Source organism: Sinorhizobium sp. (assembly GCF_059070375.1).
Map to the genome: position 1 here is coordinate 39,287 of NZ_JCACWC010000002.1, position 24,644 is coordinate 63,930.

Below are 24,644 nucleotides of genomic sequence, written 5' to 3' on the forward strand. Positions count from 1 at the left end.
CGGTCGTCGATAATTACGGGCAGTCAAGAAATGAACGTGGTTGTAAGTGACCCAATACTGGCGTCGATCAGTCGTACGATCGCCACTGCCGCCGACGGGATCAATGCCCTGGCGGCCTGTCTGGAGGATGATGCGGCCTTGCGCCGTAGTTTTGTCGACGCCGTCGAACTCGTCGCCTCCCAGCGTGGGCGGGTCGTTGTTGCGGGTGTCGGCAAGAGCGGGCACATCGGACGCAAGATCGCCGCGACGCTTGCTTCTACCGGAACATCCGCCTATTTCGTGCATCCGACGGAAGCAAGTCACGGCGATCTTGGCATGATCACCGCGCAGGATCTGCTTATCCTGCTTTCATGGTCCGGTGAGACCGTCGAACTCGGGAACGTCCTCACTTACGCCAAGCGCTTCAACGTTCCGGTCATTTCCGTCACCTCGAATGCCGGCAGCACAATCGCTCGCAACTCCACGATCCCGCTCGTCCTGCCGAAAGTGCCGGAGGCATGCCCTCATGGTCTGGCCCCGACCACGTCTGCAATGCTGCAGTTGGCGGTGGGGGATGCTCTCGCAATAGCCTTGCTCGAGCGCAGGGGGTTTTCGGCCGAGGACTTCAAGACCTTTCATCCGGGCGGCAAGCTCGGCTCGCAGTTGCTGCTTGCCCATGAGCTGGCTCATTCGGGCGAGGCTGTGCCACTTTTGCCGATCGGTAGCCCAATGAGCGAAGCGGTCATCCAGATGTCCTCGAAGGGTTTCGGGGTCGTCGGCGTCGTTGGTAGCGACGGTGAGCTTGTCGGCATCATTACCGACGGCGATTTGCGGCGCCATATGTCACAAGATCTGTTGCTCCTCACGGTCGAGACCGTGATGTCGCATATGCCTCGCGTGATTACGACTGCAATGCTGGCAAGTGCGGCAATGGAAATGATGCAATCGCAAAAGATCACGGTGCTGTTTCTGGTCGATGATTTTGGCCGGCCGTCGGGCATCTTGCACGTCCACGATCTTCTGCGTGCCGGCGTTGCCTGAAGACAAATGGTGCCGCCCGGAGAAGGTTGACGAGCCGACGTCCCCTGGAGCAAACCGTACGATCTAACGTGGACTTGAAACGCCGCATTGGCTTTGGCAGTCCATCACGAAAATGGGAACGCGCTTGGCAGTAATCCACCGAGACTTCGAGTATCGCCCGGACCTGGACGGTTTGCGAGCTGTGGCGATCCTGCCTGTGCTCCTCTTTCACGCAGGCTTTAATTCTTTCTCCGGCGGATTCGTCGGGGTCGACGTCTTTTTTGTATTGTCTGGCTATTTCATGGCCAGGATCATCCTCACCGACCTCGAGCGTGGCAGCTTCAGCTTTTGGGCGTTCTACGTTCGGAGGATGAGACGCATTTTCCCGGCATTGTTCTCGATGATTGCCGTTTCGGCCGTTGCGGCATGGTTTTTGCTGATGCCGCAGGAGTTTCGGTATTTTGGCGATAGCGTACAAGCTGCTGCCGTATTCACTTCGAACATCCTGTTCCGCAGCGAGAGCGGCTATTTCGATCTCTCGTCAGAATTGAAGCCATTGCTTCATACCTGGTCCCTGTCTGTGGAAGAGCAGTTTTACCTGATTTTTCCCATCGCGGTTTTCCTTGCCTTCAAATTCGCACGTAAGCACATTCCCGCAATCGTTTTGACGGTGGCGCTCTTGTCCTTCGGGGCAAGCACTTGGGGGATCGTGCACTCGCCCGAAAAAGCATTCTACTTGCTGCATTTCCGCGTTTGGGAGTTGCTGATCGGAGTCTTTGTTGCCATTGCTCCTACCTCAAATTATGAGGCCCGCGGCTCGCAGGCATTGGCGGCATTCGGGCTGCTGGCCGTTTCCCTGGCCGTTTTCGGCTACTCTCCCGATACACCCTTTCCCGGTATTTATGCCGCACTGCCCTGCCTCGGTACGGCCCTGGTGATCCACGCACACTGTCGAGGCGGAGCGATAGGCCGCCTCCTGGGCAATCCCGTCTCGGTCTTCATCGGACGCATCTCATACTCCCTCTACCTCTGGCATTGGCCCGTAATCGTGTTCTTGCGCTACGGCCTTGGCCACGAACTGACAACCGGATGGGCGCTGACCGCCGTGGCGATGTCCTTCGCTCTCGCATACATTTCATGGAGGTTCGTCGAGCAGCCCGCGCGGTATGGCGTGCTGGCATCCTCGCGCGTCGCAATCGTCGGCGTGAGTAGCGCTGCTGTTTCTTCTGCGGTCGCCTTCGGTTTCATTGTCAATGATTTGGAAGGCATTCCCCAAAGATTGCCCGAAAAGGCCCGAACGCTTTACCAGGCCACCTATGATGAGAGCCCGTTCTCCTCCAAACGGTGTTTCACCGATTCAAATGGGGAAGGTCTGACACCGGTTCAGATAAGGAGAGGGGATATCTGTCGGGTCGGGTTCGAGACTGCAGGCGAGCCGCGGTTCCTCGTTTGGGGCGATTCTCATGCCGCTGCGATCGCTCCTGCGATTGACATTGCCGCTCGCCAAATGGGTATCTCGGGCATGTTCGTCGGGCGCGGATCGTGCCCGCCCTTGCCAGAGACGGATTTCGGTCCTCCGGGGGCGGTCAAGAGGTGCATCGATCACAATTCCGCAGTGATGTCGCTGATCGAGAAGAGAAAGTTCGCCTTCATTTTCATGGTGGGCTATTGGCCCAAGTACGTCCACCGAGAAGAGCTTCCGGGGCAGGGGATTTTCTTTGACCCTCGCGTCGTACCCTCCCGGACCGATTGGTCTGTTCCGGTGAGGAAGGGACTTGATGCGACTTTGACCAGGCTCGCTCGGCACGGATCGAAGGCGATTTTGGTGATGGATGTGCCGGAGATGGGTTTCGATGTCCCGGAGGCCCTCGCACGAGCGGCTGCGTCCGGTCGCTCGCTCGATATCGCTCCTTCTCTTGAATATACGAACCGGCGGCAAGCCTTGGCCCGGCTGGTGTTGGCGGATGCCGCCAGATCGAGCGGAGCTTTGGTCGTCGATCCGATGCGCGCAATCTGCGACGCCTCCAGGTGTCATGTCATGCGAGAGGGCACCGTTCTCTATAAGGACGGAGATCACCTGTCGGCGAAAGGTGCGGAAAGTCTCTCGGCAGTCTTTGGTCCGGTGTTGAGCAGAATGCGGGAGAGTGTCCAGGTTTCGAATCGCTGAACCGGGAGCGGCCGGTACTCGTCCGCACGTGAGACAGTTCTCCGTCACCCCAGAAACTTTGAATATTGCGCCGCGTTCATTCTCATACGTATACTGTAAATCCGAATTGCCACTGACAATCGCCGCTGTTAATCTCCGGTCAAGGTGCGGTCACCGGGGGGCGGAAGTTTGCATTTCGAAGATGACGGATTGCGGGTCGCGACCCTAGAGTTTCTGGTGAAAGTCCTTGCAACCAAAAGGCTCAGGGACGATCCCGATGCCGACCTCAAGCAGGACGTACTCAGCGCACTTGAACGTATACCGCTGCAATTCGTTTCCAGTGAAGTGGAACGGGCCGAGATCAGAGCAAAGATGCATGCCGAGGCAAATGCAATTCTGAACTGGGCGGTGGAGGGGCGGACGAACACGATCTCGCCGATTGCGGGTAGGCCGCTATCTGCATCGCATTACCGCCAATGGCGATAGTTCCCAACGCGCCGCTGTCATTGGCCGGGCGCCGCAGCAGCGTCTCGTCCACCGGGGACCGACTATAGCGGCTGCTCAGCCATAGCGCGCCTCAGGAAATGAACGTATTTCTCCGCGGCCGGTGATCCCGGATCTCCCTGCGATACGCCACTGCTCAGCACCGCGGCTGCCGCGGCATCGAGGTCGGTGTGCGGATGCACAAGCGTTATCAGAGGAGAGTAGCGCCCCAGCCACTGGTTTTTGTGCGTTTGAACGTCGAAGAGGAGAGAAGGAACGTTACAGAGGAGACTGAAGATCGCCATATGATATCGCCCGCCTATGTGCAGGCGGCATTGCGAGATCGTCTCGGCAGCATGTTCTATACTGGCCGTCTCAGCAAAAATGCCGCCACGTTCAATGATCTCGGCCTCATATGGAGAGAAGCGTTCAACTGCATGCGTAAGAACGACGGGCCGAAGCTTCAGCGCCTCGCAGACCTTCAGTGCAGCCTTTAGGATTTCAACGTCTTCTTCGGCATTGTTTCTGGCGCCGGTGGTTATCAGGCAACCGTCGCGTTCGGCCACAGGTGCTGGCGATATTCGGAGGAATGCGGCATCCACCAGAAATTCGATCCCGTAATGCTCCGCCGAGATTTCGTCCCGTGCGGCTACATGGCCGAGTTCGCGAAAGAGCCCTTTGAGATAGTCCGATCGTTCGCCTTCGTAGATAGGTATCGTTCCGTTCAATACAGCAAACGGCTTCCTCAGTGTCCTGGCGGTAAGAACAGGTGTGAAGAAGGTCGCAAGCCCGTCTGCCGTTGTCCGGTGGTCCAACGATCCCTCCGGCTGAAGGATCACGAAATCGGCGGCCGCTATATGGTCAACGGCATCTTCGCCATATGCAGTGGCAAGTCGGCTTTCAATGTCCGAGGGTGCATATCCTCCAGCGGATGTGGACTTCGGGAACTCCTTTCTGAAGGCTGAGAAATTGAAACCGATGGATGTGATCTCGGCGTCCGGGAACGCATCTAGAATCTGTTGCTTGAGCCCCTGGCTTGTCAGCCGGCATCCGATATTGACCCTGAAGTCTGTGTCGTTGAACAGAGCGATCTTGATTTTCGAACCAGACGCTTCTTGGGGTCGGCAGGAGTTTGCGAGCTCGTCAACGAAGCTCTCGTAATGCCGCCAAAAGCCGGATGGGTCGCCTGTCGATATCTGCTCCCGGCAAATCGTGCGAGCGTCCGAGTACCTTTTGTCTGCCACGAGGAATCCCACAGCGCGCCTGGCTCTGGAGACGTCTGCCCCGCGTCCTGTAGCTGCCAGCACCAAGTGCCTTGCAGCTCTATCAGGATTTGAATTCCTCAGTTTTTTGGCGAACCGCCAATGTATGGCGGACTTTATCCCCTCGAACAATTTTCGTGCTTCCGATCAGGTTCAGGATAATGGCTCCTGTATAAGTGCACACATTTCAGTCTGACATCAAGAAATTGCGAAAGGGCCTCCGAAGTCTCGCTCCCATCGAGGCGAAGCCTCGCCCGCACGGAAAACATTGAAAATGGATTGATGTTAGAGCGGGTGGCTTCCGACCGCATTCGCGCTGAAGTCTGTGAAGTTGCAGAAGGGAGGCGGCCGGAAGGCTGAGCCGTTGGACACTGTCACGACAGGGTGCCGCCCATGACTGGTCAAGACGGTCACAAGGCACTATAGAGACCCGGGAACGGCGCCAGTACACGGGCACGCCATGCGTGATTGCGGGGACGGGACTATTTGAGCGTTAAGGATCGAAAAGAGCGCGAGGTCGATACTGAAACGATCGCTGGGGTCCTAAGGCGCGTCATTGCCGAAAACGGCCGCGACCATATCCGCGGCTATGCCTTTGCCATTGCGTGCCTGATGGTTGTGGCTGCAACCACGGCCTTCACCGCTTGGATCAGTGAAACGGTGATCAACGAAGCTTTCGCCAACAAGCGCGGCGACGTCGTTCTACTCGTCTGTTTCTCGATATTTGCTGCCTTTGTGCTGAGAGGCCTGGCGACTTATGGGCAAGCCGTCGCTTTATCGAAAATCGGCAACAATATTGTCGCACGCTATAAGCGCCGGCTTTATACGCATCTGATGGCGTTGAGCATTGGCTTTTTCCAGGAAAAGCGCTCGACGCACCTCACCGCCAAGATCAACCAGAACATCTCCGGCATCCGCGACGTGCTCAATATGACGGTCACCTCGGTCGCCCGCGATGTCCTGACCTTGGTCGGCCTTGTCGGCGTCATGATCAGCAAGGACTGGCTGCTCTCGCTCATCACCTTCATTGGGGCCCCTCCGTTGCTTCTCGGCCTTCGCTACATTTCCAGGCGGCTGCGTCTGGCGACGCGCGAAGCGGTCGAGGCCAACAGCCGCGTACTAGGCGCGATGCAGGAAACCATCCAGGGCATTTCCATCGTCAAAGCCTTCACGATGGAGGACGAGTTGGGCCGCAAGGTCGAGGGGATCATCAAGGGGGCGGAGAACCGCGCCAACCGCATCGCGCGCTTGAGCGAACGGACGGCGCCGTTGACGGAGACCTTTGCGGGCCTGGCAATTTCGGGCGTGCTTGCCTATGCGGCTTTCCGCACCATCTACAGCAACGTGGCCCCGGGTGCCTTGTTCGCTTTTGTAACGGCGCTTCTCTTGGCATACGACCCGGTGCGGCGCCTGGCTCGCCTGCAGCTGTCGCTGGAGCGCGCTGCCGTCAACGCCAGCATGCTTTACGAAATTCTGGACACGGTTCCGCATCAACGGGACCTGCCCGGGGCTACTCAACTGGCCTTCCGCGACGCGACCGTCGAGTTTCGAGACGTGCGGTTCTCCTACGGCAATGGCGAGGAGGTCCTCAAGGGAGTTAGTTTCCTGGCGGAAGGTGGCAAGACGACCGCGCTCGTCGGCCCGTCCGGAGCCGGCAAATCGACGATCATCAGTCTCATTCCACGCTTCTACGATCCACAATCGGGCGTCATCCTGATCGACGGGCAAGACATAGCCGCTGTTACCAAGCAGTCTCTGCGCAACGGGCTCGCCTATGTCTCACAACAGGCTTACCTCTTTGAAGGTTCTATCCGCGATAACATCCGCTACGGCCGGCCCGAAGCGACGGATGCGGAAGTAGAGGAAGCGGCCCGGCTTGCCTATGCGCATGATTTCATCCTCGCGCAGCCTCAGGGCTACGACACGCCCGTGGGCGAACAAGGTATGACGCTATCCGGCGGCCAGCGCCAGCGTCTTTCGATTGCCCGAGCGCTCGTCCGCAACGCGCCCATTCTGCTTCTGGACGAGGCTACCTCGGCTCTTGATACGGAGTCGGAAGCAGCTGTTCAGAAGGCACTCGATCAGGCGATGAGCGGCCGCACCGTCATTGTGATCGCGCACCGGCTTTCCACCGTCGTCAATGCTGACAAGATCGTCGTGATGAAGGAGGGGCTGGTCGTCGAGGAGGGGACGCACGAGGAACTCGCGCGCTGCCCGGACGGCGTCTACGCTCGCCTCCACAACATCCAAGGCGGTTTTTTGGAATTGACTGCCGGAGCCGATGCCACTTAGCTGATATCGATGTCTCACCCGCGATCGGGACGAGGCGCTGACGTTAGGCCGGCAATCCTTGGTCAGACCGCTTCCTCATTGCGCATCCTTCTTAGAAATTACCTCGACCACCGAGCGTCGAACTTGAAGCGGGTGGGGCCGACGCATGGGAGGGAAAGGGACTGCTAATTCGGACTGCAGCGGGAAACCCTCGAGCGCTTAACGCCGGGCTTGCTGTAGCCGTGGCCATGCATAGGATGCAGATACGGAGGCATCGGCTCCAGTTTGCTGCAGTCTCGGCTTTCGATGACGGGCGGGTTCGACTATTTTCCGGCTAAGGAGTGGCCAGGCAGTGATTATATCCCATCGCCACAAGTTCATTTTCATCCACGTGCCGAAAACCGCCGGCAGCACGGTTTCTGCCTATCTCGCTCGCGAATTCGGACCATGGGACGTACAACTTGGATCCTGGAAGGATGCACTCGGAAATGGAGCCAAACCCAATCGGCTGGCGCTAATTGCCATGTTCCGCCACCTGTCTCCACTTAAGATCGCCCAAACCCTCGTCCGCAACCACAGTGTCGATTCATTGGCCGGTGTCGCTCTCAGCCGGCGTTTTGCAGGCAGGCTCGCAGATCATTCAAGCGCAAGCGAAATCGAGGCCTTCGACCCCTCTGCCTGGAATCGATATTTCAAGTTCTGCTTCGTGCGAAACCCGTTCGAGAGGGCCGTTTCTCTTTACAATTGGCACTACAGGAAGGCCCATACCCGGCCGAGCTTCTCGCAAATGCTCTGCTTGATCGAAGCAGGTGCAGCCGAGAAGGAGCGTATTAACTGGAAGTCGTGGCAGCTCTACACCAAGAACGACGAAGTCGTTGTCGACTTCGTCGGTCGGCAGGAGCGCCTCTCGGAGGATCTACGCACTGTATGCGACCAAATCGGGCTGCCTTTTGATGAACGATTTTTGACCAGAGCGAAGGCGAACCCAAGGAGGCCGGATATTCGCAGTTATTATAAACCGGGCGATCGGGAACGCGTCGAACGGCTGTTCGGCGCCGAGATCGAACATTTCAAGTATCGTTTTCCCGACTAGCGCATTCGCCTTTCGCCGAATAGTGGAAAGGGCTCTCGCCCGTCAATCTCCCGCTATTCCGAATTAAAACCGCTGCGCACTTTTCCTCGAATTGCTCTAACCGTCGGCACCCTGCGGCTCGATTCTGTTGGCAAGAGGTTCAGGCGCGTTGGCTACCGGAGGAACTGCGCGAAAAACCCCTCTTCGGACCATCGGCCACGTGACGGGCCCCTGGTCCTCCGTTTGCCGGCGGTTTGGTGGGCGCGTCGGCTGTGGCCTGTTCGACCTTTGAGGGCACTTCCACAGCCGCCCCGAGCCCAGTTCTCATCGGCATCCGTGCGCAGCCCCAGAGGATCCTTGAGCTCTCCGTGGAGTTCGAGGATCTGAACAACGTGACGCGCTGCGCTTCGATTGCGATTTTGAAAATCGCAGAAGATCACAAGCAGCGTCCTTTCGACTTCTTTGTCTCTGAGATTCAGCAGATACTCCGGCGCGAGATGTATGGCGGCCGCGTTGCTTCCGGCAAAATCGATATCGCCGCCGGCCAAGATGTATTTGCGAACGACGGGTCGATAGTGATCGATCAAGCCCAGGTAGGGACATAGGCCTTTGAGGGCCAACTCGCCATGGACGTCTTTGTGTTCGCTGCAGAGGTACGGCTCAATCAGTGTCGCATCACGGTGCGCGCCGCAAGGTCCGACCACGAACCACACGGCTCCAACGTCGTCATCACCAGACCGCAATATTTGGCGCGCAAATTCGACCTTCTGTTCAGAAGACCGTCGTCGACACCTTGCGCGCGATCTCGAATGCTGTTGATGTTCATGTGTTGCTGCGGCGCATTTGAACTCCGATCCACAATTTGGAGACAAGCTGGCGCCATTAGAAGGTATCAAGCAGATAGACCCGAACTGGGAAAGCGCGACCACCCTCTGACCGTCGTCTATTCGGTAGGGTGGTCGCCTTCAAGCTTTATTGCCCAGAAGGTAGCGGGCAGGAAAGATCTCCCTCCTGGCAATTTAGATACGCCTTAAGTGCCTTCGTTCTGTCTGTCGTCAATTCGGTTCTGCAGGCAGCGACGAGCATAGGGTAGGCGCTACCGTCCGCACTGGCTGATGTCTGAAATGCACACTCGTTGTCGCGGAAGGAAATCCATGCCCTTTGGGCGGAGACAAGCAGCTTTTTCGTGCCGGCGTCGTCGCCAATCCGTGCCTCGATCTCCTTGAACGTCGAATTCAGTTCGTTGTCGGCCGTAGCGAACGCCTCGTCGCCTTCGGCTGCGACAGCCACAGCTCCAAACGAACCGATAAGCATCACGGCTGGGATCAATAGGATACGCATTGCAAGCTCCTCTCGTTCGACAGTTGTAGCAGCCACCGATGGTGACCGGAATAAGACGTTCGCGCAGGAGTTTAGTCAAATCAAGTCGCCAAATCTGTCCCCCTCTCGCCGGAGAGCGGATGACCGAAGTTCAACGACGGAGGCAGGGCAACTGGTAAGCCGCATGATGCATAACCACGAAGACCGGTTCGATTCCCGGGCCTGCAACCAAAGCGTCGCCGCGACCACCCTCTGACTGCCGTCTGTGCGGGAGGGTGGCGCCTTCATTCCGCTTAGAGGTGGTCGGATGTTTTTCTCAGCGATCCTGGGTTTGCTCGGCGGGCAGGTACACCTTGGATCCGACCCGCTCCCCATTATTCAGTGAACCTCCTATCAGCAGGTAGGCTGATATTCCGAGGACCACGAGTAGCAGAATGCTTACCGGAAGTGCCGCCGAGGCGTGGTGTTCCGGTTCTGGATAATGCCGTCCGCTCATTCGAACGTACTCCACTCTCTAGACACAGAGAGAACGTGCCAGCGATGCAGGAAACCCTGCGCGGATGGTGAAACCTGGGTAACAAAGGTTGAGAAGTTTCAACACACTAGCATCATACCATGCTGGTGAGCACATCGCCTGAGACTACAGGTGGTACGGCGCAATCTGCCGCCACAACGTTCCTGATATGTTCATAGCTATACAGGCGCACGCAGCGCGGCTTAGTCCGCGTTATGCTGCTCCTCCCATAGCAGTTCCATGATCTCGTTCGGCGTTTCGTGAACCTGCAGCGTCACGCAGGCCCCGTGGTTGGCCCCGAAGGCAATGAGAGTGGTACGTCGCTGCCCTTCAACCCGCTGGAAGTGGACGACATTGTCCATGTTGACGAAGATCGGGCCGTTATTGTCGCGCAATTCAAGCCACATCCGTTGTGTCCTCTTTGAGCGTACAGCAATCGCTAAAGTATAGCACAGGGGTGCGTAAATGTCGGCGTATCCGGTAACTCGCGTAGCTCGCTCTACGCAGGTGCCACTGAATGACCGACGTTTTGTGCGACGGCCGGCTTATTCAGGGCTCACCGGGCAGCTATTGCTCAGTATGCACCTTGAACTTCGGAGCGTCTCCGCCGGTCCCTTCTGCAAGGAACTCGAGCAACACCGAAATTAAGAACTCCGCGGCCTCTTTGTTCACCAAAAGGTCGATGGTGCCCAAGTCGGTCTCAAGGTTGAGGCGCCCAATCAACGGCTCTGACGAAATTGTCTGGAATTCACTGTCTAACAAGCGGTTCTCTTCCAGCTCTGACATTGTCCCCTCCTGCTTAGAACGACACGATGCGCAGGAGTTCTGTTGATTGGCAACCAAAACAAGGCCCGCGCCGCCTCTCACAGAAGCGCACCGTTGCGGGCTACTTATCGGGAAGCCAATTGAGCCGGGCTCGCTGTCCATTAAGCTGGTAGACCGCAACTCGCCAGCCCAATTCCCGAGCCGGACGGCGGCGTGGAAGGACACGCAGGCGATCACCGCCAGCTTGATTGAACGCGAAGCGTCGATGCTACATGCGTTCGGCCGCTGGCAGCCGGTGTCAAGCTAGGTACGTCCTGACATTCCCCAGCCCTGCCGCCGTAACAGGTAGCGGGGCTTCATCATTTCAGGAGATGAGCATGTACCTCTTCATCGAGTGTCGTCCCTCCGAAGCTGAAGCCCTCTCCAACGCAAAAGTTGTTGAAAGTTACGAGCTCCACCAGGCCGTCGTACGCTCAACGTATAGGTGGGTGCTGATCTTCAAGCGGAACCTGCAGCCCGGGCAAGAGATCGGTCTGTGAGACCGCAGCCGCCGTCCTCGCTCTTCGAGGATATCGACTCCCCGGCCGTCATCCCAGCCGAAGACATGCCGGAATGGATAGAGGCGACATTCCTCGATCCGGCATCGCCGCTCCATAACGAGGAGCACGCCCATCTGGCTCATGCCGAGATTGGCTTCCTCTGGACCGTCATCGAGAACAGCCGCAAATGTCGCCGCATTATCGGCCAGTGCGAAGAGGGGAAGCCTCAGGGCGCAATGGGTAAGTAGGCACGGGCCCGTGCAGAGATGCAGGTGAAGCAGTGGTTCGGCTTCGTCCCGGATTTCATCATCACGTTGGACGCAGAATACTGCCGGCACTGCGGAGACGCCGAGTTCATGGCGTTGGTCGTGCACGAGCTCTACCACGCTGCGCAAGCGACGGATGCCTTCGGCGCGCCGAAGTTCAGCAGGTCGACGGGCCGGCCAGTCTTCAGCATCCGCGGGCATGACGTGGAAGAGTTCGTCGGCGTAATTCGCCGCTACGGGGCAGATGCTGCTGGCGTCCGTGCAATGGCCGATGCAGCCAACCGGCCACCAGAGATCGCCAGAGCGCAAATCGCACATGCTTGCGGTACATGCCATCTCAAGGGGTCGCTTGAGGTCAGAGGTAGACTAAGGCCTGGCCCGTCTGGCTGTAGCCGAAGACCCTGAACCCCGCTTCGGTCTCTTCTCCGGGTATGTGAATCGCCTTCAGAGCAGCTCTGATCGATTTTCGGTGAGCGGGATCATCAGCGGTGATGTCAACGTACAAGATGCTGTCGTATCGACCTGACCGAAAATGATGGAACCACTCGCGGTCATCATCGGAATAGTGGCCGTTGATGTCCTTGCAACGCCAGAGCGGTCGCCTATCAAGCGCGTGCATCGCCAGGCGCAGTTCGTCCCACTTCGTGTTGTTCATGACAGGGTGCAGCGGATCCACTGTTTCGCCTTCGGGTGATGAGTCGACCTGACCGGAGCCTGACACAGCCATGGCAAAAGGAAAACTCAGCGAGGAGGTGAAAACCTTCATCGTGCAAAGCCTCGCCTGCTTCGACACGCCTTCGATCGTGGTCGAGGCAGTCAGGAAGGAATTCGGCGAGACGATCACTCGCCAATCGGTGGAAGGATACGACCCGGCCAAGAAGGCTGGTAGCAACCTCGCTGAGAAGTGGCGCCTGCTGTTCGAGGAGACCCGCAAGACCTTCCTCGAGGATACGGCGACGATCGCCATCAGCCATAGCGCCGTTCGGCGCGGGCTCTTCGGCGCATGGCAGACAAGGCAGAGACACAGGGCAACATGGGGCTGGCGTCCTCGCTGCTCAACCAGTGATCAGAAACCGAAAGAGGACAAGATCATGACCCTGAAGACGGTTACCGTCGATGGCATCCCGGTTGAAGTAACCGATCAGGGTGCCAAGGTGATCGGCACCCTGCAGCAGCCAATACGAAGTTTGCGGATGCCGATACCCGTATGAAGACATTGAAGGCCGCTCGATGGCGGCCCTCCTCTAGTGTGGCGATTGCAGAACCGCGAACGTTCCACCTCGCGAGGAGCCGGGACTGCCTCAACTCTAATAGCGCCACCTAGGTTCGGGCTTGACGTTGTGAAGCAACTCGGAAGCCGTGCCGCCTGGCGCTCACCTCCTCTGGCGACGAGCGGCACAGAGCTGATAGCGCGCCAATATGGGCGTGGCCTGCACTGAACGGCGCTTTGCTGCGCGACTTCACTTTCGCCATGCGGCAGGACATCCCGGTCAAAATCATGTTCGCCGACTACGTCGCCGGCGATAAGGCAAACAAAGTAAGTGGCCACGCAGGATCAGGTCGCGCCAAGACGATAGCAGGATAGGCCGGCTAACGCAGGAGCTTTTTGAACAGGCTCTCCATCGGACTGTCTGCCTCATTACCGGGCAGTGCAGTTCCGTTTGCCGGTTGTTCGGCGGGTGCGTCGGCCGTGGCCGGTTCCTCGTTCGAGGGTATTTCCACAGCCGCCTCGTCCGATTTGGGCGCGCCGTCGCCGCCAATTATCTCCTCGATCGACAGCTGCTGTTCTTCCTGTTTGAACGCATTGTCGTTGAGCACCTTTCCAACGGCGCCGCCGAGCAGGTCCTTCACCGAGCCTCCCGAGCCGCCTCCTTTAATGAGGTCGCCGATCGGCAGCTTGTCGATCGGCAGTCCGAAACCTTTAAGCTTTGCCAATGCGGCATCGGGGTTCTTCAGCAGGTCCGAAAGGTCCGGATAGATGCGCGGTGCGGCGAAGCTGCCTTCGACCACCACGGGGACGCCGATGCCGTCGGTGGAGATCTCGGCGCCCTGACCCTGGAGAGAAGCGACGAGCCGGGGCTCGAGCCGGAAGTTCAGAGTGCGTTCGGCAAGATCGGCCGCACCGTTTCCTGTCATGCGGACCAGCGGGCCGACAAGCTTGATGTCTTCGGTGCGGGCAACGCCGCCTTCGATGGCAAAGGATGCCGCAAGCTCGGTGAATGTCGTCGCTTTGCTGCCGTCCTGCTTGAAGCCTGACGACATCAGGCTCACAAGATTGTTGTAGACGTCGGCGATGTCGATGCCGCGAATGGCGCCTTCGGAAAAGGCCACATCCGCTGTGCCCTGCAGCGACTTCGCGAGCGTCCTGGTCGTGCCGCCCGCACCCGTTACGTCGAACCGGGCTTTCAATGCGCCTTCGAGATATCTGAAGCCCGCCATGTCCGTCAAAAGCGGTGCGGCCGCGGCTCCGGAAATGGAGGCCTGCAGGGCGATCGAGGGTTCGGCCCGGGAGCCGTCGGCCTTGAGGCTCGCGACAATATGGCCGCCATAGAACGGGCTTTCGGGCAGCGTCAGGCTTGCGACGCCGTCGGAGACGACGAGACTGGTGGCAACCGGTCCGGCAAAGACCTTGCCGTAGCCGAGCTTTTTGGCATTGAGCTGGACGGTTGCATCGACCGACCGGAGCGAAGAGAGATCCAGCGGAACGTCGGCAGGTTCGGCCCCTTTCGCCGCTTTTGCCTGCGGAGCGGGGGATTGCGCCCCGGCCAGGCGCGCAAGGTCCAGCTCGTCGAAGTTCAGCGCCGTCGTGATCTTCAGCGGGGCCGCAAATTCGACGGAGCCGCTGCCCGCGCCTTCGACGCCGTTCACGGATATGGTCGCCTTTTGAAAGGAAACCCTCGTCGTGCCCGCATCGACATGCCCGTTGAACGCGAGCGGACCGATGCTCTCCGCACCGCTCTGCCCGAGGCCGGCGAGGAAGGCAGAAAGGTCGGCTGTGGAAAAATCGAGTTTTCCCGCATAGGTCCCCGGCAGAGCAGCTTTGCCGTCGAGCGACAGGCTTGCGTCGGGCATTTTCACCTGAAGCTTAAGCGGGATCCCCTCGGCGGCAAGATTGCCGGCGAGAAGTGTATCGGCGGCGGGAAGTTGCATGTCGACATCGACCGGTTTGTTGCGCCATTCCAGGCGGCCGGCCACGCGCAGCGGCTTCGCGAGGCTTTCGATCCGGGCCGTGATCTTCTTCGCTTTCACCTCGCGCATCGTCTCATCGGCAATGCCCGGCAGGGTATAGGCCGCATCCCGCAGTCCGATCGTTCCCGTGAGATCGGCCGTCTTTCTGATGTCTTGCGCATCAAGGCCGCGAAAGGCAAAGCCGGCGTCGATCGTCAGGGCTCCGGAAAACGGGACGGTTTGGCCGGCGAGGGCTGAGAGCCTGGCTATGTCGAGACCCTTGCTTGCGAGGCGGCCCCGGAAGACCGGGTCGTCGGCCCTGACGTCGGTCGCGACATTGGCGGCAAGGTTGCCGGCATCGATCCCCAAATGCCCGAGCTCGGCAACCAGCTTCCCGTCCTTGAGTGCGGCCGAAAGGGAAATGTCCGACGCCGAAATTTCGCCGAGGGTCAAAGCGGCGGCGTTGAGGCTCATATCGGCATCGAAGCCGGCCAGGAACTGCAAATTCGCCGGCTTGGCCGTGTCCGCGGCCGGCGCTTCCGACTGCGACGTTCCCGGCGTGGCGTCCATGAACGGCGTCAGGTCGAGCCGGTCGGCTTCGAGATCGACGAGAAAGCGCGCACGCTCCCCGGGAACGAAGAGCGCGTTCAGGCCGAAGGCCTGTTCGCCGGCTTCCACTTCGCCGCCTCTTATCTGATAGCTGCCATTGACGTTCAGGGTGACCTGTCCTCTTGCCTCAAAGTTGGTCAGGCCTGGCGCGGGAGCCGGGTCCGCTTCCATGGTAAGGGTGACATCGGCGGGCTGGCGCTCGAGCAGCGACCGCAGGGTCGAGATGGTGAAGCTCGTCTCGTAACTCTGCTCTCCCATGCGGGCGGATGCGGAAAGAGAGAACTCGTCATCGATGTCGGGGGCCGTGAGCGTGAGCTCGACATCGGAAACGACCTCCTCGGGGTTGGCTGCGCTTCGCCGTACGAACGTGCCGGAGGTGATGGAGACCGACCCGATTGCGCTTCGTTCAAGAAAGGCGACGAGGGCGGGAAGCGGGTCGCCGGAACCGGTCTCATCGTCGCCGCCGGCAGCCGGCGTCGCCTCGCCCGGCGCCTTCTCGTCGAGGACGACGACGGGACGGTCGAGCGCGATCTGCTTGATGTGCAGCCGGTTCGACCAGAGCGAGGAAAGCGCCACCGAACCGGCGACCTCCGCAAATTCGGCGGTGATCCCTTCCGCTTCGGCCGAAAGCGTCACGTCCTCCGCGACGACCGCAAGATAGGGAAATGCCGAAAGTTTCACAGGACCGTTGAACGCGATCGAACTGCCGGTCGCAGCCGACAATTGCCGACCGAGCTCGGCCCGCATCCAGTCGCTGGAAATCAGGCTCGGCAGAATGGCGATTGCAGTGACGGCGAGCGCGGCAACGCCCAGAAGACAAAGAATGAAGCGCCGCATCACTTTCTCCTGGTTGCGAAAGCTGTTGATTCGCTATCGTTTTCCAGAAAGCGCGATTTCGCAAATGTCTTCGCGACGCCGGCGTCAGATATTTTCCGGCGTATAGATGTCGAAAGGCAGGAAAGTCTGGCCGGGGACGCTCGAAGCACCCCGGTCGATCGCGCCGACCATCAGGTCTATCGTTTCCCGGGCCAAAGCAGGAACGGGCGTCGAGACCGCCATCAGCACCGTTTCGTCGGCAAGGGCCGCGCGCGATTCCGGCGTTAACTCGTTGACGACGGCGAGCAGCTTGCCCCCGAGCTTCTCCTCGCGGATCGCCGAGATCGCCCCCTCCATGCCGCCGCCGCAGACGTAAAAGCCCAGGAGATCCGGATGGCGCTGCAGGAGATCGAGCGTCGCCTCGTGGGTGATCTCAGGCGTGTCGAGGTTCACCATCGTGTCGAGGACCTGGAAATCGGGTGCGTTCTCGCGAAAATAGGAGCGAAAGCCGATCTCGCGGAGTTCGTGCCCATGGAAACGGTGGCTGCCGACGAAGGCCGCAACCTTTCCCGGCCGCTTGGCCGCCTTGGCGATTATCCAGGCAGCCGTCCGGCCGACTTTCTGATTGTTCAAACCGATATAGCCTTCGCGCACGCCGGCGGCGAAATCCGACAGCAGGGCGAAGACGGGGATGCCGCGCTCCTTGAGTTCCTCGATTGCCGCAGTCACGGCCGGGTAGTCGGGCGACACCAGCGCGATCGCCTGATTGCGCGCGGCGATCGTCTTCAGCTTTTCGACGATCGCGCCGGGCGTGGAGCTTGCGACGAAATCCACCTGCGCGTTGGCGCGGACATGGGTCACCGAGAGCGCCGCGTTTTCGATCTCTTTTGCCAGGGCCTTGTAGAACGACTGCTCCGGCTTTTGCAGGAGAAAGCCGAGCCGGTATTGCGGCAGATCCTCGAACACCCTTTGGCGCAGCAGGCCGACGGCGTGATAGCCGATCGCTTTTGCCGCATCATAGACGCGGCGCGCCGTTTCCTCGCGCACCGGATGGCGGCCGTTCAGCACCCGGTCGACCGTTGCGACGCTCACGCCGGAGGCGCGGGCGAGATCCGCGATCGTCGGCCTCTTCGTCATGTCTCCTCCCTGAAACTATTCCCTCATCCTTGAGGCTGCCGTGCTGATAGGATTTGAGAGAATATATCATGACTGCATTGAGAACCGTCAGAAGTCAACCTATCCTCGGTTCATCGAATGGAGGCGCCGATCGGGAGTGGTGCCGGTTCAAAAGGCTGCAGCCGCATTGCGCTTCCTGTGCGCGGCGCTGCAGGGGAGGCGGGAATGACGACAGTTGCGACGAAGCGCGATTACAGCCTGCTCGGCCGCGATGCCGAGGCGGCGGTTGCAAGCGGCCTTGCCGCGGCCGAATGGTATCACACCGACATTCCGCGCAAGCAGATGAAAAAGCTGATGAAGCGGGAGGACGGTCCCGCCATCCGCGACACCGCGATCTGGCTCGGCAGCATGGTTCTTCTCGGCGGCCTCGGCGTCTATTTCTGGGGCAGCTGGTGGGCGCTGCCGTTTTTCCTCGCCTATGGCGTCCTTTACGGCTCCGCTTCCGACAGCCGCTGGCATGAATGCGGCCACGGCACGGCCTTCAAGACGATGTGGATGAACGACGCCGTCTACCAGATCGCCTGTTTCATGATCATGCGCAATCCGGTCACCTGGCGCTGGAGCCATACCCGTCATCATACCGATACCGTCATCGTCGGCCGCGACCCGGAGATCGCCGTCATGCGGCCGCCGGATCTCGTCCGCCTGGTCCTCAATTTCTTCGGCATCATCGACGTCTGGCATGCCATGATCGACATGGTCAGAAACGCCTTCGGCGTGATCAGCGCCGCCGAGAAGACCTTCATTCCGGAAACGGAGCAGCCGAAGGCGATCCGCGTCGCCCGGATCTGGCTTGCCATCTATCTGGCGACCATCGGCCTTTCGCTCTATCTCGGCTCGATCCTGCCCTTGATGCTCGTCGGCCTGCCGCGGCTTTACGGCGCCTGGCATCACGTGCTGACCGGGCTTCTGCAGCATGGCGGCCTTGCCGACAACGTGACCGACCACCGGCTGAACAGCCGCACGGTCTACATGAATCCGGTCAGCCGCTTCGTCTACTGGAACATGAACTATCATGTGGAGCACCACATGTTTCCGATGGTGCCCTATCACGCGCTGCCGAAGCTGCACGCCATGATCAGGCACGACCTGCCGGCGGCCAATCCTTCGATCCTGCACGGCTACCGTGAAATGATCCCCGCATTCCTGCGGCAGCTGCGCAACGAGGATTACTTCCTGAAGCGCGAACTTCCGCCGACGGCAAAGCCCTATCGCGAAGAATTCCACAGCGACCGGCTCGTTCCTGCCGCGGAGTGAGGCGGCGCGGGCGATCGCAGCAAACCATCGAATGGAGGAAAGAGATGAGCGCGAACTGGGTGGAGGTCTGTGCGGCCGATGAGATCGACGAGGAAGACGTCGTCCGTTTCGATCACGAGGGACGCACCTTTGCCGTCTATCGCAGCCCGGACGACGAGTATTTTGCGACCGACGGGCTCTGCACGCACGAACAGATCCATCTCGCCGACGGCCTGGTGATGGGCGACATCATCGAATGTCCGAAGCATAACGGCCGCTTCAACTACAAGACCGGCCAGGCCAGGGGCGCGCCAGTCTGCGTCAACCTCAGGACCTATCCCGTCAAGGTGGAGGCGGGGAGCGTGTTCATCGGGCTTTCCTAGGTCTGCTCACGTTTTGGAGCGCCTCCGCAGTCAGTTCTTCCTCCGGTCGTCATTGTCGGGCTTGTCCCGAGGCTCCACACGCAAGGCATTCCAGCCGGAAGGCGTGGCTGGGGTGGGGCGTGCAGAGGGACTGCGCGTGACCTCGGCTGGTTTTGAGTTTCGGCGGCTCGTGAATGAATCCTCGGATCAAGCCTGACGATGACGACTTGGGTGAAGCCCGAGCATGGCACCGGCAAAGACCGAGAGGGTCCCGTACTCAAAGAAATCGGTCGCAAATGGAAGGAGGAAAGGGCATGACGCATATCGTTATCATCGGCGCCGGCGAATGTGGTGCGCGGGCAGCCTTTGCCCTCAGGGAAAAGGGCTTCGACGGCGAGATCACGCTGATCGGCGCCGAACCGCATCTTCCTTACGAGCGGCCGCCGCTTTCCAAGGACGGTCTCGCGGAAGCTGCCCTGCCGAAATTCATCGCGGGTGCTGCGCGCTACGAGGAAGCGCGGATTGCGGTCCTGACCGGCGTATCGGCGCAGAGCATCGACCGCGTGCGGAAAGCCGTCACGCTCTCGGACGGACGATCCCTCACCTACGACCGCCTGCTTCTGGCCACCGGCGCCCGGCCGCGACGCTTCCCGGGCGTGCCGGAAAATGCCGGGCGCATCCGCATGCTGAGGACGCATGCCGATGCGCTTGCGATCCGCGCCGTCCTGACGCCCGGTGCAAGGCTCGCCATCATCGGCGGCGGCTTCATCGGCCTGGAGCTTGCCGCGACCGCGCGAAGGCTCGGCGTCGAGGTTGTGCTCGTCGAAGGTCTGTCGCGCGTTCTCTCCCGTGGCGTGCCGGAGGAGATTGCCGCTTTCGTCGCGGAACGGCACAGGCGAGAAGGCGTGGAGATCATCTGCGGCGCGCAGATTGCGGCTATCGAGGAAGCCGCTGACGGCGCACGCCTGCTCCTTGCCAACGGTGTCGGCCTTAAGGCCGAGCTTGTAGTCGTCGGCATCGGCGCGGTGCCCAACACCGAACTTGCGGAGGCCGCTGGGCTCGCGATCGAAAACGGCATCGCCGTCGACGAGAGGCTCTGCACCTCCGACCCCGACATCTACGCCGCCGGCGACTGCTGCTCCTTCCCTCTGCCGCATTATGGCGGCCGGCGGGTGCGGCTCGAAGCCTGGCGCAATGCTCAGGACCAGGGCGCGTTGGCCGCCGCCAACCTGATCGGCGCGGCAGAAACCATGGCCAGCATTCCGTGGTTCTGGTCGGATCAGTACGAGTTCACCCTGCAGATCGCCGGGCTCGCGGAGGGTGCGGAAACGACCGTCCGGCGCGACATGGAGGAGGGGGCCTTCATCCTCTTTCATCTGAATGGTGAGGGACGGCTGATCGCCGCAAGCGGCATCGGCCCCGGCAATGCGGTCGCCCGCGATATTCGCCTTGCCGAAATGCTGATCGCCGCCGGGGCAAAGCCGGAACCGCTGGCGCTTGCCTCACCCGAAACAAGGCTCAAGAAGTTGCTGGCGGCCTGAGAGTCGCTGCGCTCCGGCCTCGAATACAGGAGAACCCGATGAGACACCGCCGCCCGACCGTTGCCGATCTCCTGTCGATGAAAGGAAAGCGTCAGCTCACCATGCTCCGGGTCGTGACGCTGGAGGAGGCGGAGGCCGCCGAGAAGGCCAGGATCGACCTCGTCTCCGTGCCGCCGGCGCTGCTCGGCCCCGAATTTCGCGAGGCGGCCCCTTCCGTCTTCGCCTTTCCCGGCCTCGAATATGGGGACCATGTGACCGCCGAGGACTATATCCGCGCCGCCTTTCAGGCGCTGAAGGCGGGCGGCGATGCGGTCTACTGCGCGGCAAGCCTCTCGACCGTGCGGCGCATGCGCGAGGAGGGCATTCCCGTCTGCGGCCATGTCGGGCTAGTCCCTTCGAAGGCCACCTGGACCGGCGGCTTTCGCGCTGTCGGCAAGACGGCCGCAAGCGCACTCGAGATCTGGCGCCAGACGAAGGCGCTGGAAGAGGCCGGCGCCTTTGCCGCCGAGATCGAGGTGGTGCCGGGCGAAGTCGCCGCCGCGATCAGCGGGCGCACCTCAATGCTGATGCTGTCGATGGGGGCGGGGACGGGCTGCGACGCGCAATATCTCTTTGCCGAGGACGTGCTCGGCGCTCATCGCGGCCACTATCCGCGCCACGCCAAGACCTACCGCAACTTCGCCGCCGAATACGAACGCCTGCAGCAGGAGCGCATCGCCGCCTTCTCCGAATTCGCTTTTGACGTCCGCTCCAGCGCCTATCCGGAAAAAAACCATCTTGTCGGTATTGAGGAGAAGGAGCTTGGCGCTTTCCTGAGCGAACTCGAAGGCGAGCGCTGAGCAGGACGAGCTCACCTCCCAGTGGGGCCGCCTGGCCGCCTCGACCGAAAGGTTCGGGGCGGCCTTTTTTGTCTGGTAAGGGAGAGCGCCAAAGATTTGCCAGCAAGAGCGGTTTGTGGAATATGGCGGCAAGATGCAGGCGCCGCCCCTTGCGCCGGCAGCATGCCGCGTGGCCCTTCACCCCGCCTGCGGGGAGAAGGTGCCGGCAGGCGGATGAGGGCGGCGGCCAGGTCATCCATGGCAATACAGTTGAGGTCGGACGTGAATCTCATCCAACAGCACCTGAGAGTGACGGCAGCGCTGATCGTTCGCGAAATGTCGACGCGCTTCGGCTCGAAGCCGGGGGGCTATCTCTGGGCGATCTTCGACCCGGTGGCCCATGTGGCGCTGATGACGCTGACCTTCCAGGCAATCGCGAGAATGCCGGCGCTCGGCCTGAGCTTCCCGCTGTTCTTCGCCAGCGGCTATCTGCCCTTCGCCTTCTATCAGCGCATGTCCGGCTTCATGGCCGGCACGGTGAAGGCCAACAAGGCGCTCTTCTCCTACCCCATCGTCACCCCTTTCGACGCGATCGTCTCGCGCTTCATCCTGCAACTGATGACTGATACGCTGGTGACGATCCTCATTCTCGTGATGATCCTCGAACTCGGCGGCGTCACCCAGCCGATGAACATCGCCGGCATGATCGAGGCCGCGGGAGCCGCTGCACTGCTCGGTCTCGGCATCGGCACGATAAACATCGTGATGTTCGCCCGTTTCCCGCTCTACGAACAGATATTCGGTATCATCAACCGCCCGCTTTTCATGGTCTCCGGCGTCTTCTTCCTGCCGGAATCGCTACCGCACCCCTTCCGCGACTTCATTCTCTACAACCCGCTCGTGCACGTGATCATGTGGTTTCGGTCGAGCATTTACCCGGAATACCGCGCCGAGGGACTCGATACGGGCTATGTGATCGAATTCGCGCTCGTTTGCTTCGTTGCTGGGCTGCTGCTGCTGACGGCCTCGATGCGGGAGATACGGGAGGATAGGCTTTGAGGGGCTCGCGGCGGCCGGCAATCTTCTTCGGGTTTAGGCCATGGAGAGACTACGTCCCGCGCTGGTTTCCCGACCGGGAGTGCAAGGTGGTGAGCAGCAAGCCGCGCGATATGCTTCGCGGGGGCTGGCCGCTTCGGCTGCTTCTCTACCGCAGCCCCGAAGTCTATGTCTGGGGCTTCAAATATCCGCCGTTCTTAAAATCGTTTTGCCGCTGCTTGAGGATACCGTTCTACCACGTCGAAGATGGCTTCGTCCGTTCCGTCTCGCTCGGCGCCCAAAGGTCGCCGCCGGCCTCGCTCATCATCGACTCGCGAACGCTTCATTACGACGCGCGCAGCGCCTCCGATCTCGAGAACACGCTGCAGACCTACGATTTTGCCGCGGACAGGGCACTCATGGAGCGCGCGGACAGGTGCATCCGCATGCTGCTCGATCTTCGTGTCAGCAAGTACAATCTAGGCAAGCGTGTGAGCCTCGACGCTCTGCTGGGGCCGAAGACGAAGCGCCGCGTCCTGGTGATCGGGCAGGTGGAAACCGACGCCTCCATCGCCTTTGGCTGCGACCGCGCCGTAACCAACAATGATCTCGTGCGCCTCGCGGCGTCGGAAAACCCGAATGCACAAATCATCTACAAGCCGCATCCGGAAGTTTTGTACGGCACCCGTTCGGGCGTTTCGGACCCCGCCGAGGTGGCTGACATATGCGAGATGCTAAAGGAGGACATTGCACCCGCCGATGCTTTGGAGGGGATCGACCACGTTTACACCATCACCTCCCTGATGGGCTTCGAAGCGCTGCTCCGGGGCATTCCGGTGACGTGTTATGGGATGCCGTTTTATGCAGGATGGGGGGTGACGAGCGACCACGCGGCCAATGCTCGGCGCAACCGGTGCCTGGTGATACAGGAAATATTTGCAGCTACCTATTTGCTACACTCACGTTATTTTTGTGTCGATACAGCGGCGCCCGTCGCCTTAGAGAGGGTCATCAGGTCGCTCGCCATAAAGTCCGGTACAGCGACTGGGGTCGAGGCCGGGGCTAACTAATCGCCGCCCGTCTTCAAGCAGTGCATATTGCTATGCTGCCGTACACCCGACTGCCTTGGCGATCTTCTCGAATGCGGCATGATATTCGGTCTTCTCATGTTTCGGTAGCCAAGAAACTCCGCATCTTTTCCCGGCACTTAGAAAGTTTTCGAATTTCTGCTCATTAGGCTCTTGATTAATTTGACGTCGCTGGCAACCTCGGTCGACAACTCTTCCGACCTGAGCGATTTTCTCAAGGTACTCTCGTATTTTCTATATCGTCGCTCAGTGATAGAACTTGGCGTAAGCAAGGAAAATACTCTGCCAAGAATGCAGCTAGCGGCGCTTCTTGCCGTAGCCGATTTAAATCGAGCATGTGCAAGCCATTTAGCGTAATAGACTGCGGCAATTTTATGTCTATTCATACGCTGCAAATCATCAGCTAGAAGGTTGTATATGATTGTTTTTTCTACGCCTTGTTGCCGATGATGCTTTCTGTAAATTTGCATATGGCCGTCTAACCGCCTGCGGCCGTTTAGAGTGATTCTTTGATCGCTCTCATGATCGAAGTAGAAGCACAAGGGTTCAGGTATTGCCACGTATTGGACGTACTCAGAGAGCCTGATATAGAAGTCCCAGTCCTGGGATGCTCGGAAACTTTCGTCGAACGCGACCGTGCGTGCGACTTTCGCCTGAACAACGACTGAGCTTAGGGTCCCAATAATATTCGATCTAAGAATAGCATCGCGCGTGAATTCAGTTTTCCCAATTTGCCGAGCAATAATCTCTCCTGAGCCGTTTACTCTGTAGCGACCGGTCGCTGACAGCACCGGCTTTTCGTCCCTTCGTTCGGCGACTGCTACAGCCGCGAGTTGCTTCTCGAGCTTTTTGGGATGCCAAACGTCGTCGGAATCGAGGAATGCCAAATATTCTCCTGCCGCTTCTGAGATACCCAGATTCCGGCAAAAGTTCGCACCTCTGTTCGTCTCGTTCTCGAATGCACGTATATTCAAGCTCGAAGCAAACTGCGCGATAATCCTGTGAATTTCCTTTCGATTCTCATAAGTCGATCGATCGTCAATTAACAAGACCTCCCGCGGTTGCATTGTCTGCCCGGCAACCGACCACAAGCAACGCTCAAGAAGATCCGTTCGATTGAAGTTAGGTATAATGACGCTTATATCGCAGAACATTTTG

General features: G+C 59.7%; 22 protein-coding genes and 2 pseudogenes. 15 read left to right on the top strand and 9 right to left on the bottom strand.

Annotated features, from left to right (window positions below):
* The first annotated feature begins 30 nt into the window (after positions 1–30).
* The 3 genes from AC5J09_RS04905 (at position 31) to AC5J09_RS04915 (ending at position 3,631) form a co-directional block, all read left to right on the top strand.
* On the top strand, positions 31–1,020 hold the full coding sequence (locus tag AC5J09_RS04905) for a KpsF/GutQ family sugar-phosphate isomerase (protein ID WP_494297089.1): 990 nt from the start codon (positions 31–33) through the stop codon (positions 1,018–1,020).
* Between the two features lie 112 nt (positions 1,021–1,132).
* On the top strand, positions 1,133–3,166 hold the full coding sequence (locus tag AC5J09_RS04910) for an acyltransferase family protein (RefSeq protein WP_494297090.1): 2,034 nt from the start codon (positions 1,133–1,135) through the stop codon (positions 3,164–3,166).
* 168 nt (positions 3,167–3,334) lie between these two features.
* Positions 3,335–3,631 (top strand): hypothetical protein, encoded by a 297-nt coding sequence (locus AC5J09_RS04915; RefSeq protein ID WP_494297091.1) that lies wholly within the window; start codon positions 3,335–3,337, stop codon positions 3,629–3,631.
* Between the two features lie 62 nt (positions 3,632–3,693).
* On the opposite strand, the gene AC5J09_RS04920 is transcribed toward AC5J09_RS04915, so the two are convergent.
* A complete protein-coding gene (locus tag AC5J09_RS04920; protein WP_494297092.1) occupies positions 3,694–5,022 on the bottom strand; it encodes a polysaccharide pyruvyl transferase family protein in 1,329 nt (442 codons plus the stop codon).
* A 354-nt stretch (positions 5,023–5,376) separates the two neighbouring features.
* Here AC5J09_RS04920 and AC5J09_RS04925 point away from each other — a divergent pair, with 354 nt between their 5' ends.
* The 3 genes from AC5J09_RS04925 to AC5J09_RS04935 all read left to right on the top strand — a co-directional run bounded on the left by AC5J09_RS04925 (position 5,377) and on the right by AC5J09_RS04935 (position 8,838).
* Entirely contained in the window at positions 5,377–7,182 is a 1,806-nt protein-coding gene (locus tag AC5J09_RS04925; RefSeq protein ID WP_494297093.1) for an ABC transporter ATP-binding protein, read from the top strand.
* A gap of 331 nt (positions 7,183–7,513) precedes the next feature.
* Positions 7,514–8,254: a sulfotransferase family 2 domain-containing protein gene (locus AC5J09_RS04930; protein WP_494297094.1), complete on the top strand. Its 741-nt coding sequence runs from the start codon at positions 7,514–7,516 to the stop codon at positions 8,252–8,254.
* A gap of 347 nt (positions 8,255–8,601) precedes the next feature.
* Complete coding sequence (locus AC5J09_RS04935) at positions 8,602–8,838, top strand: hypothetical protein (protein WP_494297095.1); 237 nt, start codon at positions 8,602–8,604, stop codon at positions 8,836–8,838.
* Between the two features lie 59 nt (positions 8,839–8,897).
* On the opposite strand, the gene AC5J09_RS04940 is transcribed toward AC5J09_RS04935, so the two are convergent.
* From AC5J09_RS04940 to AC5J09_RS04955, 4 genes are all read right to left on the bottom strand, one after another.
* Entirely contained in the window at positions 8,898–9,059 is a 162-nt protein-coding gene (locus AC5J09_RS04940) for a hypothetical protein (RefSeq protein ID WP_494297096.1), read from the bottom strand.
* A gap of 146 nt (positions 9,060–9,205) precedes the next feature.
* On the bottom strand, positions 9,206–9,574 hold the full coding sequence (locus AC5J09_RS04945; RefSeq protein WP_494297097.1) for a lysozyme inhibitor LprI family protein: 369 nt from the start codon (positions 9,572–9,574) through the stop codon (positions 9,206–9,208).
* A 696-nt stretch (positions 9,575–10,270) separates the two neighbouring features.
* Positions 10,271–10,474, bottom strand: a complete 204-nt coding sequence (locus tag AC5J09_RS04950; RefSeq protein ID WP_494297098.1) for a hypothetical protein — start codon at positions 10,472–10,474, stop codon at positions 10,271–10,273.
* A gap of 160 nt (positions 10,475–10,634) precedes the next feature.
* On the bottom strand, positions 10,635–10,853 hold the full coding sequence (locus AC5J09_RS04955) for a hypothetical protein (RefSeq protein WP_324764008.1): 219 nt from the start codon (positions 10,851–10,853) through the stop codon (positions 10,635–10,637).
* A 356-nt stretch (positions 10,854–11,209) separates the two neighbouring features.
* Between AC5J09_RS04955 and AC5J09_RS04960 the strand changes: the two genes are divergently transcribed.
* Together AC5J09_RS04960 and AC5J09_RS04965 are read left to right on the top strand one after the other, a co-directional pair.
* Positions 11,210–11,371: a hypothetical protein gene (locus AC5J09_RS04960; RefSeq protein WP_494297099.1), complete on the top strand. Its 162-nt coding sequence runs from the start codon at positions 11,210–11,212 to the stop codon at positions 11,369–11,371.
* Positions 11,368–12,042: pseudogene (locus AC5J09_RS04965) on the top strand (putative metallopeptidase). The gene AC5J09_RS04960 and the pseudogene AC5J09_RS04965 overlap by 4 nt, the downstream one beginning before the upstream one ends.
* Here the strand turns inward: AC5J09_RS04965 and AC5J09_RS04970 are convergent.
* On the bottom strand, positions 11,993–12,403 hold the full coding sequence (locus AC5J09_RS04970) for a DUF6678 family protein (protein ID WP_494297100.1): 411 nt from the start codon (positions 12,401–12,403) through the stop codon (positions 11,993–11,995). The pseudogene AC5J09_RS04965 and the gene AC5J09_RS04970 overlap by 50 nt on opposite strands.
* On the opposite strand from AC5J09_RS04970, the pseudogene AC5J09_RS04975 reads away from it, so the two are divergent.
* Positions 12,363–12,700: pseudogene (locus AC5J09_RS04975) on the top strand (DUF2280 domain-containing protein); the annotation flags it as partial. The gene AC5J09_RS04970 and the pseudogene AC5J09_RS04975 sit on opposite strands and share 41 nt — an antisense overlap.
* 527 nt (positions 12,701–13,227) lie before the next feature.
* On the opposite strand, the gene AC5J09_RS04980 reads toward AC5J09_RS04975, so the two are convergent.
* Both AC5J09_RS04980 and AC5J09_RS04985 read right to left on the bottom strand, forming a co-directional pair.
* Complete coding sequence (locus AC5J09_RS04980; protein WP_494297101.1) at positions 13,228–16,251, bottom strand: AsmA family protein; 3,024 nt, start codon at positions 16,249–16,251, stop codon at positions 13,228–13,230.
* 84 nt (positions 16,252–16,335) lie between these two features.
* The gene (locus tag AC5J09_RS04985) at positions 16,336–17,367 is read right to left on the bottom strand and encodes a LacI family DNA-binding transcriptional regulator (RefSeq protein ID WP_494297102.1); all 1,032 of its coding nucleotides are present in this window, start codon (positions 17,365–17,367) and stop codon (positions 16,336–16,338) included.
* A 204-nt stretch (positions 17,368–17,571) separates the two neighbouring features.
* On the opposite strand from AC5J09_RS04985, the gene AC5J09_RS04990 reads away from it, so the two are divergent.
* The 6 genes from AC5J09_RS04990 to AC5J09_RS05015 all read left to right on the top strand — a co-directional run bounded on the left by AC5J09_RS04990 (position 17,572) and on the right by AC5J09_RS05015 (position 23,468).
* Complete coding sequence (locus AC5J09_RS04990) at positions 17,572–18,663, top strand: fatty acid desaturase family protein (protein ID WP_494297103.1); 1,092 nt, start codon at positions 17,572–17,574, stop codon at positions 18,661–18,663.
* Between the two features lie 44 nt (positions 18,664–18,707).
* On the top strand, positions 18,708–19,025 hold the full coding sequence (locus AC5J09_RS04995; RefSeq protein ID WP_494297104.1) for a MocE family 2Fe-2S type ferredoxin: 318 nt from the start codon (positions 18,708–18,710) through the stop codon (positions 19,023–19,025).
* A 293-nt stretch (positions 19,026–19,318) separates the two neighbouring features.
* Positions 19,319–20,545 carry an NAD(P)/FAD-dependent oxidoreductase gene (locus tag AC5J09_RS05000; RefSeq protein ID WP_494297105.1) on the top strand — a complete coding sequence of 409 codons (1,227 nt, stop codon included), beginning with the start codon at positions 19,319–19,321 and terminating at the stop codon, positions 20,543–20,545.
* 38 nt (positions 20,546–20,583) lie between these two features.
* On the top strand, positions 20,584–21,384 hold the full coding sequence (locus tag AC5J09_RS05005; RefSeq protein WP_494297106.1) for a 3-methyl-2-oxobutanoate hydroxymethyltransferase: 801 nt from the start codon (positions 20,584–20,586) through the stop codon (positions 21,382–21,384).
* A gap of 261 nt (positions 21,385–21,645) precedes the next feature.
* Positions 21,646–22,422: an ABC transporter permease gene (locus AC5J09_RS05010; protein WP_494297107.1), complete on the top strand. Its 777-nt coding sequence runs from the start codon at positions 21,646–21,648 to the stop codon at positions 22,420–22,422.
* On the top strand, positions 22,419–23,468 hold the full coding sequence (locus AC5J09_RS05015; protein WP_494297108.1) for a capsular polysaccharide export protein, LipB/KpsS family: 1,050 nt from the start codon (positions 22,419–22,421) through the stop codon (positions 23,466–23,468). Before AC5J09_RS05010 ends, AC5J09_RS05015 begins: the two co-directional genes overlap by 4 nt.
* A gap of 137 nt (positions 23,469–23,605) precedes the next feature.
* On the opposite strand, the gene AC5J09_RS05020 is transcribed toward AC5J09_RS05015, so the two are convergent.
* Entirely contained in the window at positions 23,606–24,640 is a 1,035-nt protein-coding gene (locus AC5J09_RS05020) for a glycosyltransferase family 2 protein (protein ID WP_494297109.1), read from the bottom strand.
* Between the last annotated feature and the right edge of the window lie 4 nt (positions 24,641–24,644).

Excerpts from the sequence above, each read along its gene's own strand:
- AC5J09_RS04905 (WP_494297089.1), top strand. The coding sequence starts at position 31 with ATGAACGTGGTTGTAAGTGACCCAATACTGGCGTCGATCAGTCGTACG.
- AC5J09_RS04910 (WP_494297090.1), top strand. The coding sequence starts at position 1,133 with ATGGGAACGCGCTTGGCAGTAATCCACCGAGACTTCGAGTATCGCCCG.
- AC5J09_RS04940 (WP_494297096.1), bottom strand. The coding sequence starts at position 9,059 with ATGAACATCAACAGCATTCGAGATCGCGCGCAAGGTGTCGACGACGGT.
- AC5J09_RS04945 (WP_494297097.1), bottom strand. The coding sequence starts at position 9,574 with ATGCGTATCCTATTGATCCCAGCCGTGATGCTTATCGGTTCGTTTGGA.
- AC5J09_RS04950 (WP_494297098.1), bottom strand. The coding sequence starts at position 10,474 with ATGTGGCTTGAATTGCGCGACAATAACGGCCCGATCTTCGTCAACATG.
- AC5J09_RS04955 (WP_324764008.1), bottom strand. The coding sequence starts at position 10,853 with ATGTCAGAGCTGGAAGAGAACCGCTTGTTAGACAGTGAATTCCAGACA.
- AC5J09_RS04960 (WP_494297099.1), top strand. The coding sequence starts at position 11,210 with ATGTACCTCTTCATCGAGTGTCGTCCCTCCGAAGCTGAAGCCCTCTCC.
- AC5J09_RS04970 (WP_494297100.1), bottom strand. The coding sequence starts at position 12,403 with ATGAAGGTTTTCACCTCCTCGCTGAGTTTTCCTTTTGCCATGGCTGTG.
- AC5J09_RS04980 (WP_494297101.1), bottom strand. The coding sequence starts at position 16,251 with ATGCGGCGCTTCATTCTTTGTCTTCTGGGCGTTGCCGCGCTCGCCGTC.
- AC5J09_RS04985 (WP_494297102.1), bottom strand. The coding sequence starts at position 17,367 with ATGACGAAGAGGCCGACGATCGCGGATCTCGCCCGCGCCTCCGGCGTG.
- AC5J09_RS04990 (WP_494297103.1), top strand. The coding sequence starts at position 17,572 with ATGACGACAGTTGCGACGAAGCGCGATTACAGCCTGCTCGGCCGCGAT.
- AC5J09_RS04995 (WP_494297104.1), top strand. The coding sequence starts at position 18,708 with ATGAGCGCGAACTGGGTGGAGGTCTGTGCGGCCGATGAGATCGACGAG.
- AC5J09_RS05000 (WP_494297105.1), top strand. The coding sequence starts at position 19,319 with ATGACGCATATCGTTATCATCGGCGCCGGCGAATGTGGTGCGCGGGCA.
- AC5J09_RS05005 (WP_494297106.1), top strand. The coding sequence starts at position 20,584 with ATGAGACACCGCCGCCCGACCGTTGCCGATCTCCTGTCGATGAAAGGA.
- AC5J09_RS05020 (WP_494297109.1), bottom strand. The coding sequence starts at position 24,640 with ATGTTCTGCGATATAAGCGTCATTATACCTAACTTCAATCGAACGGAT.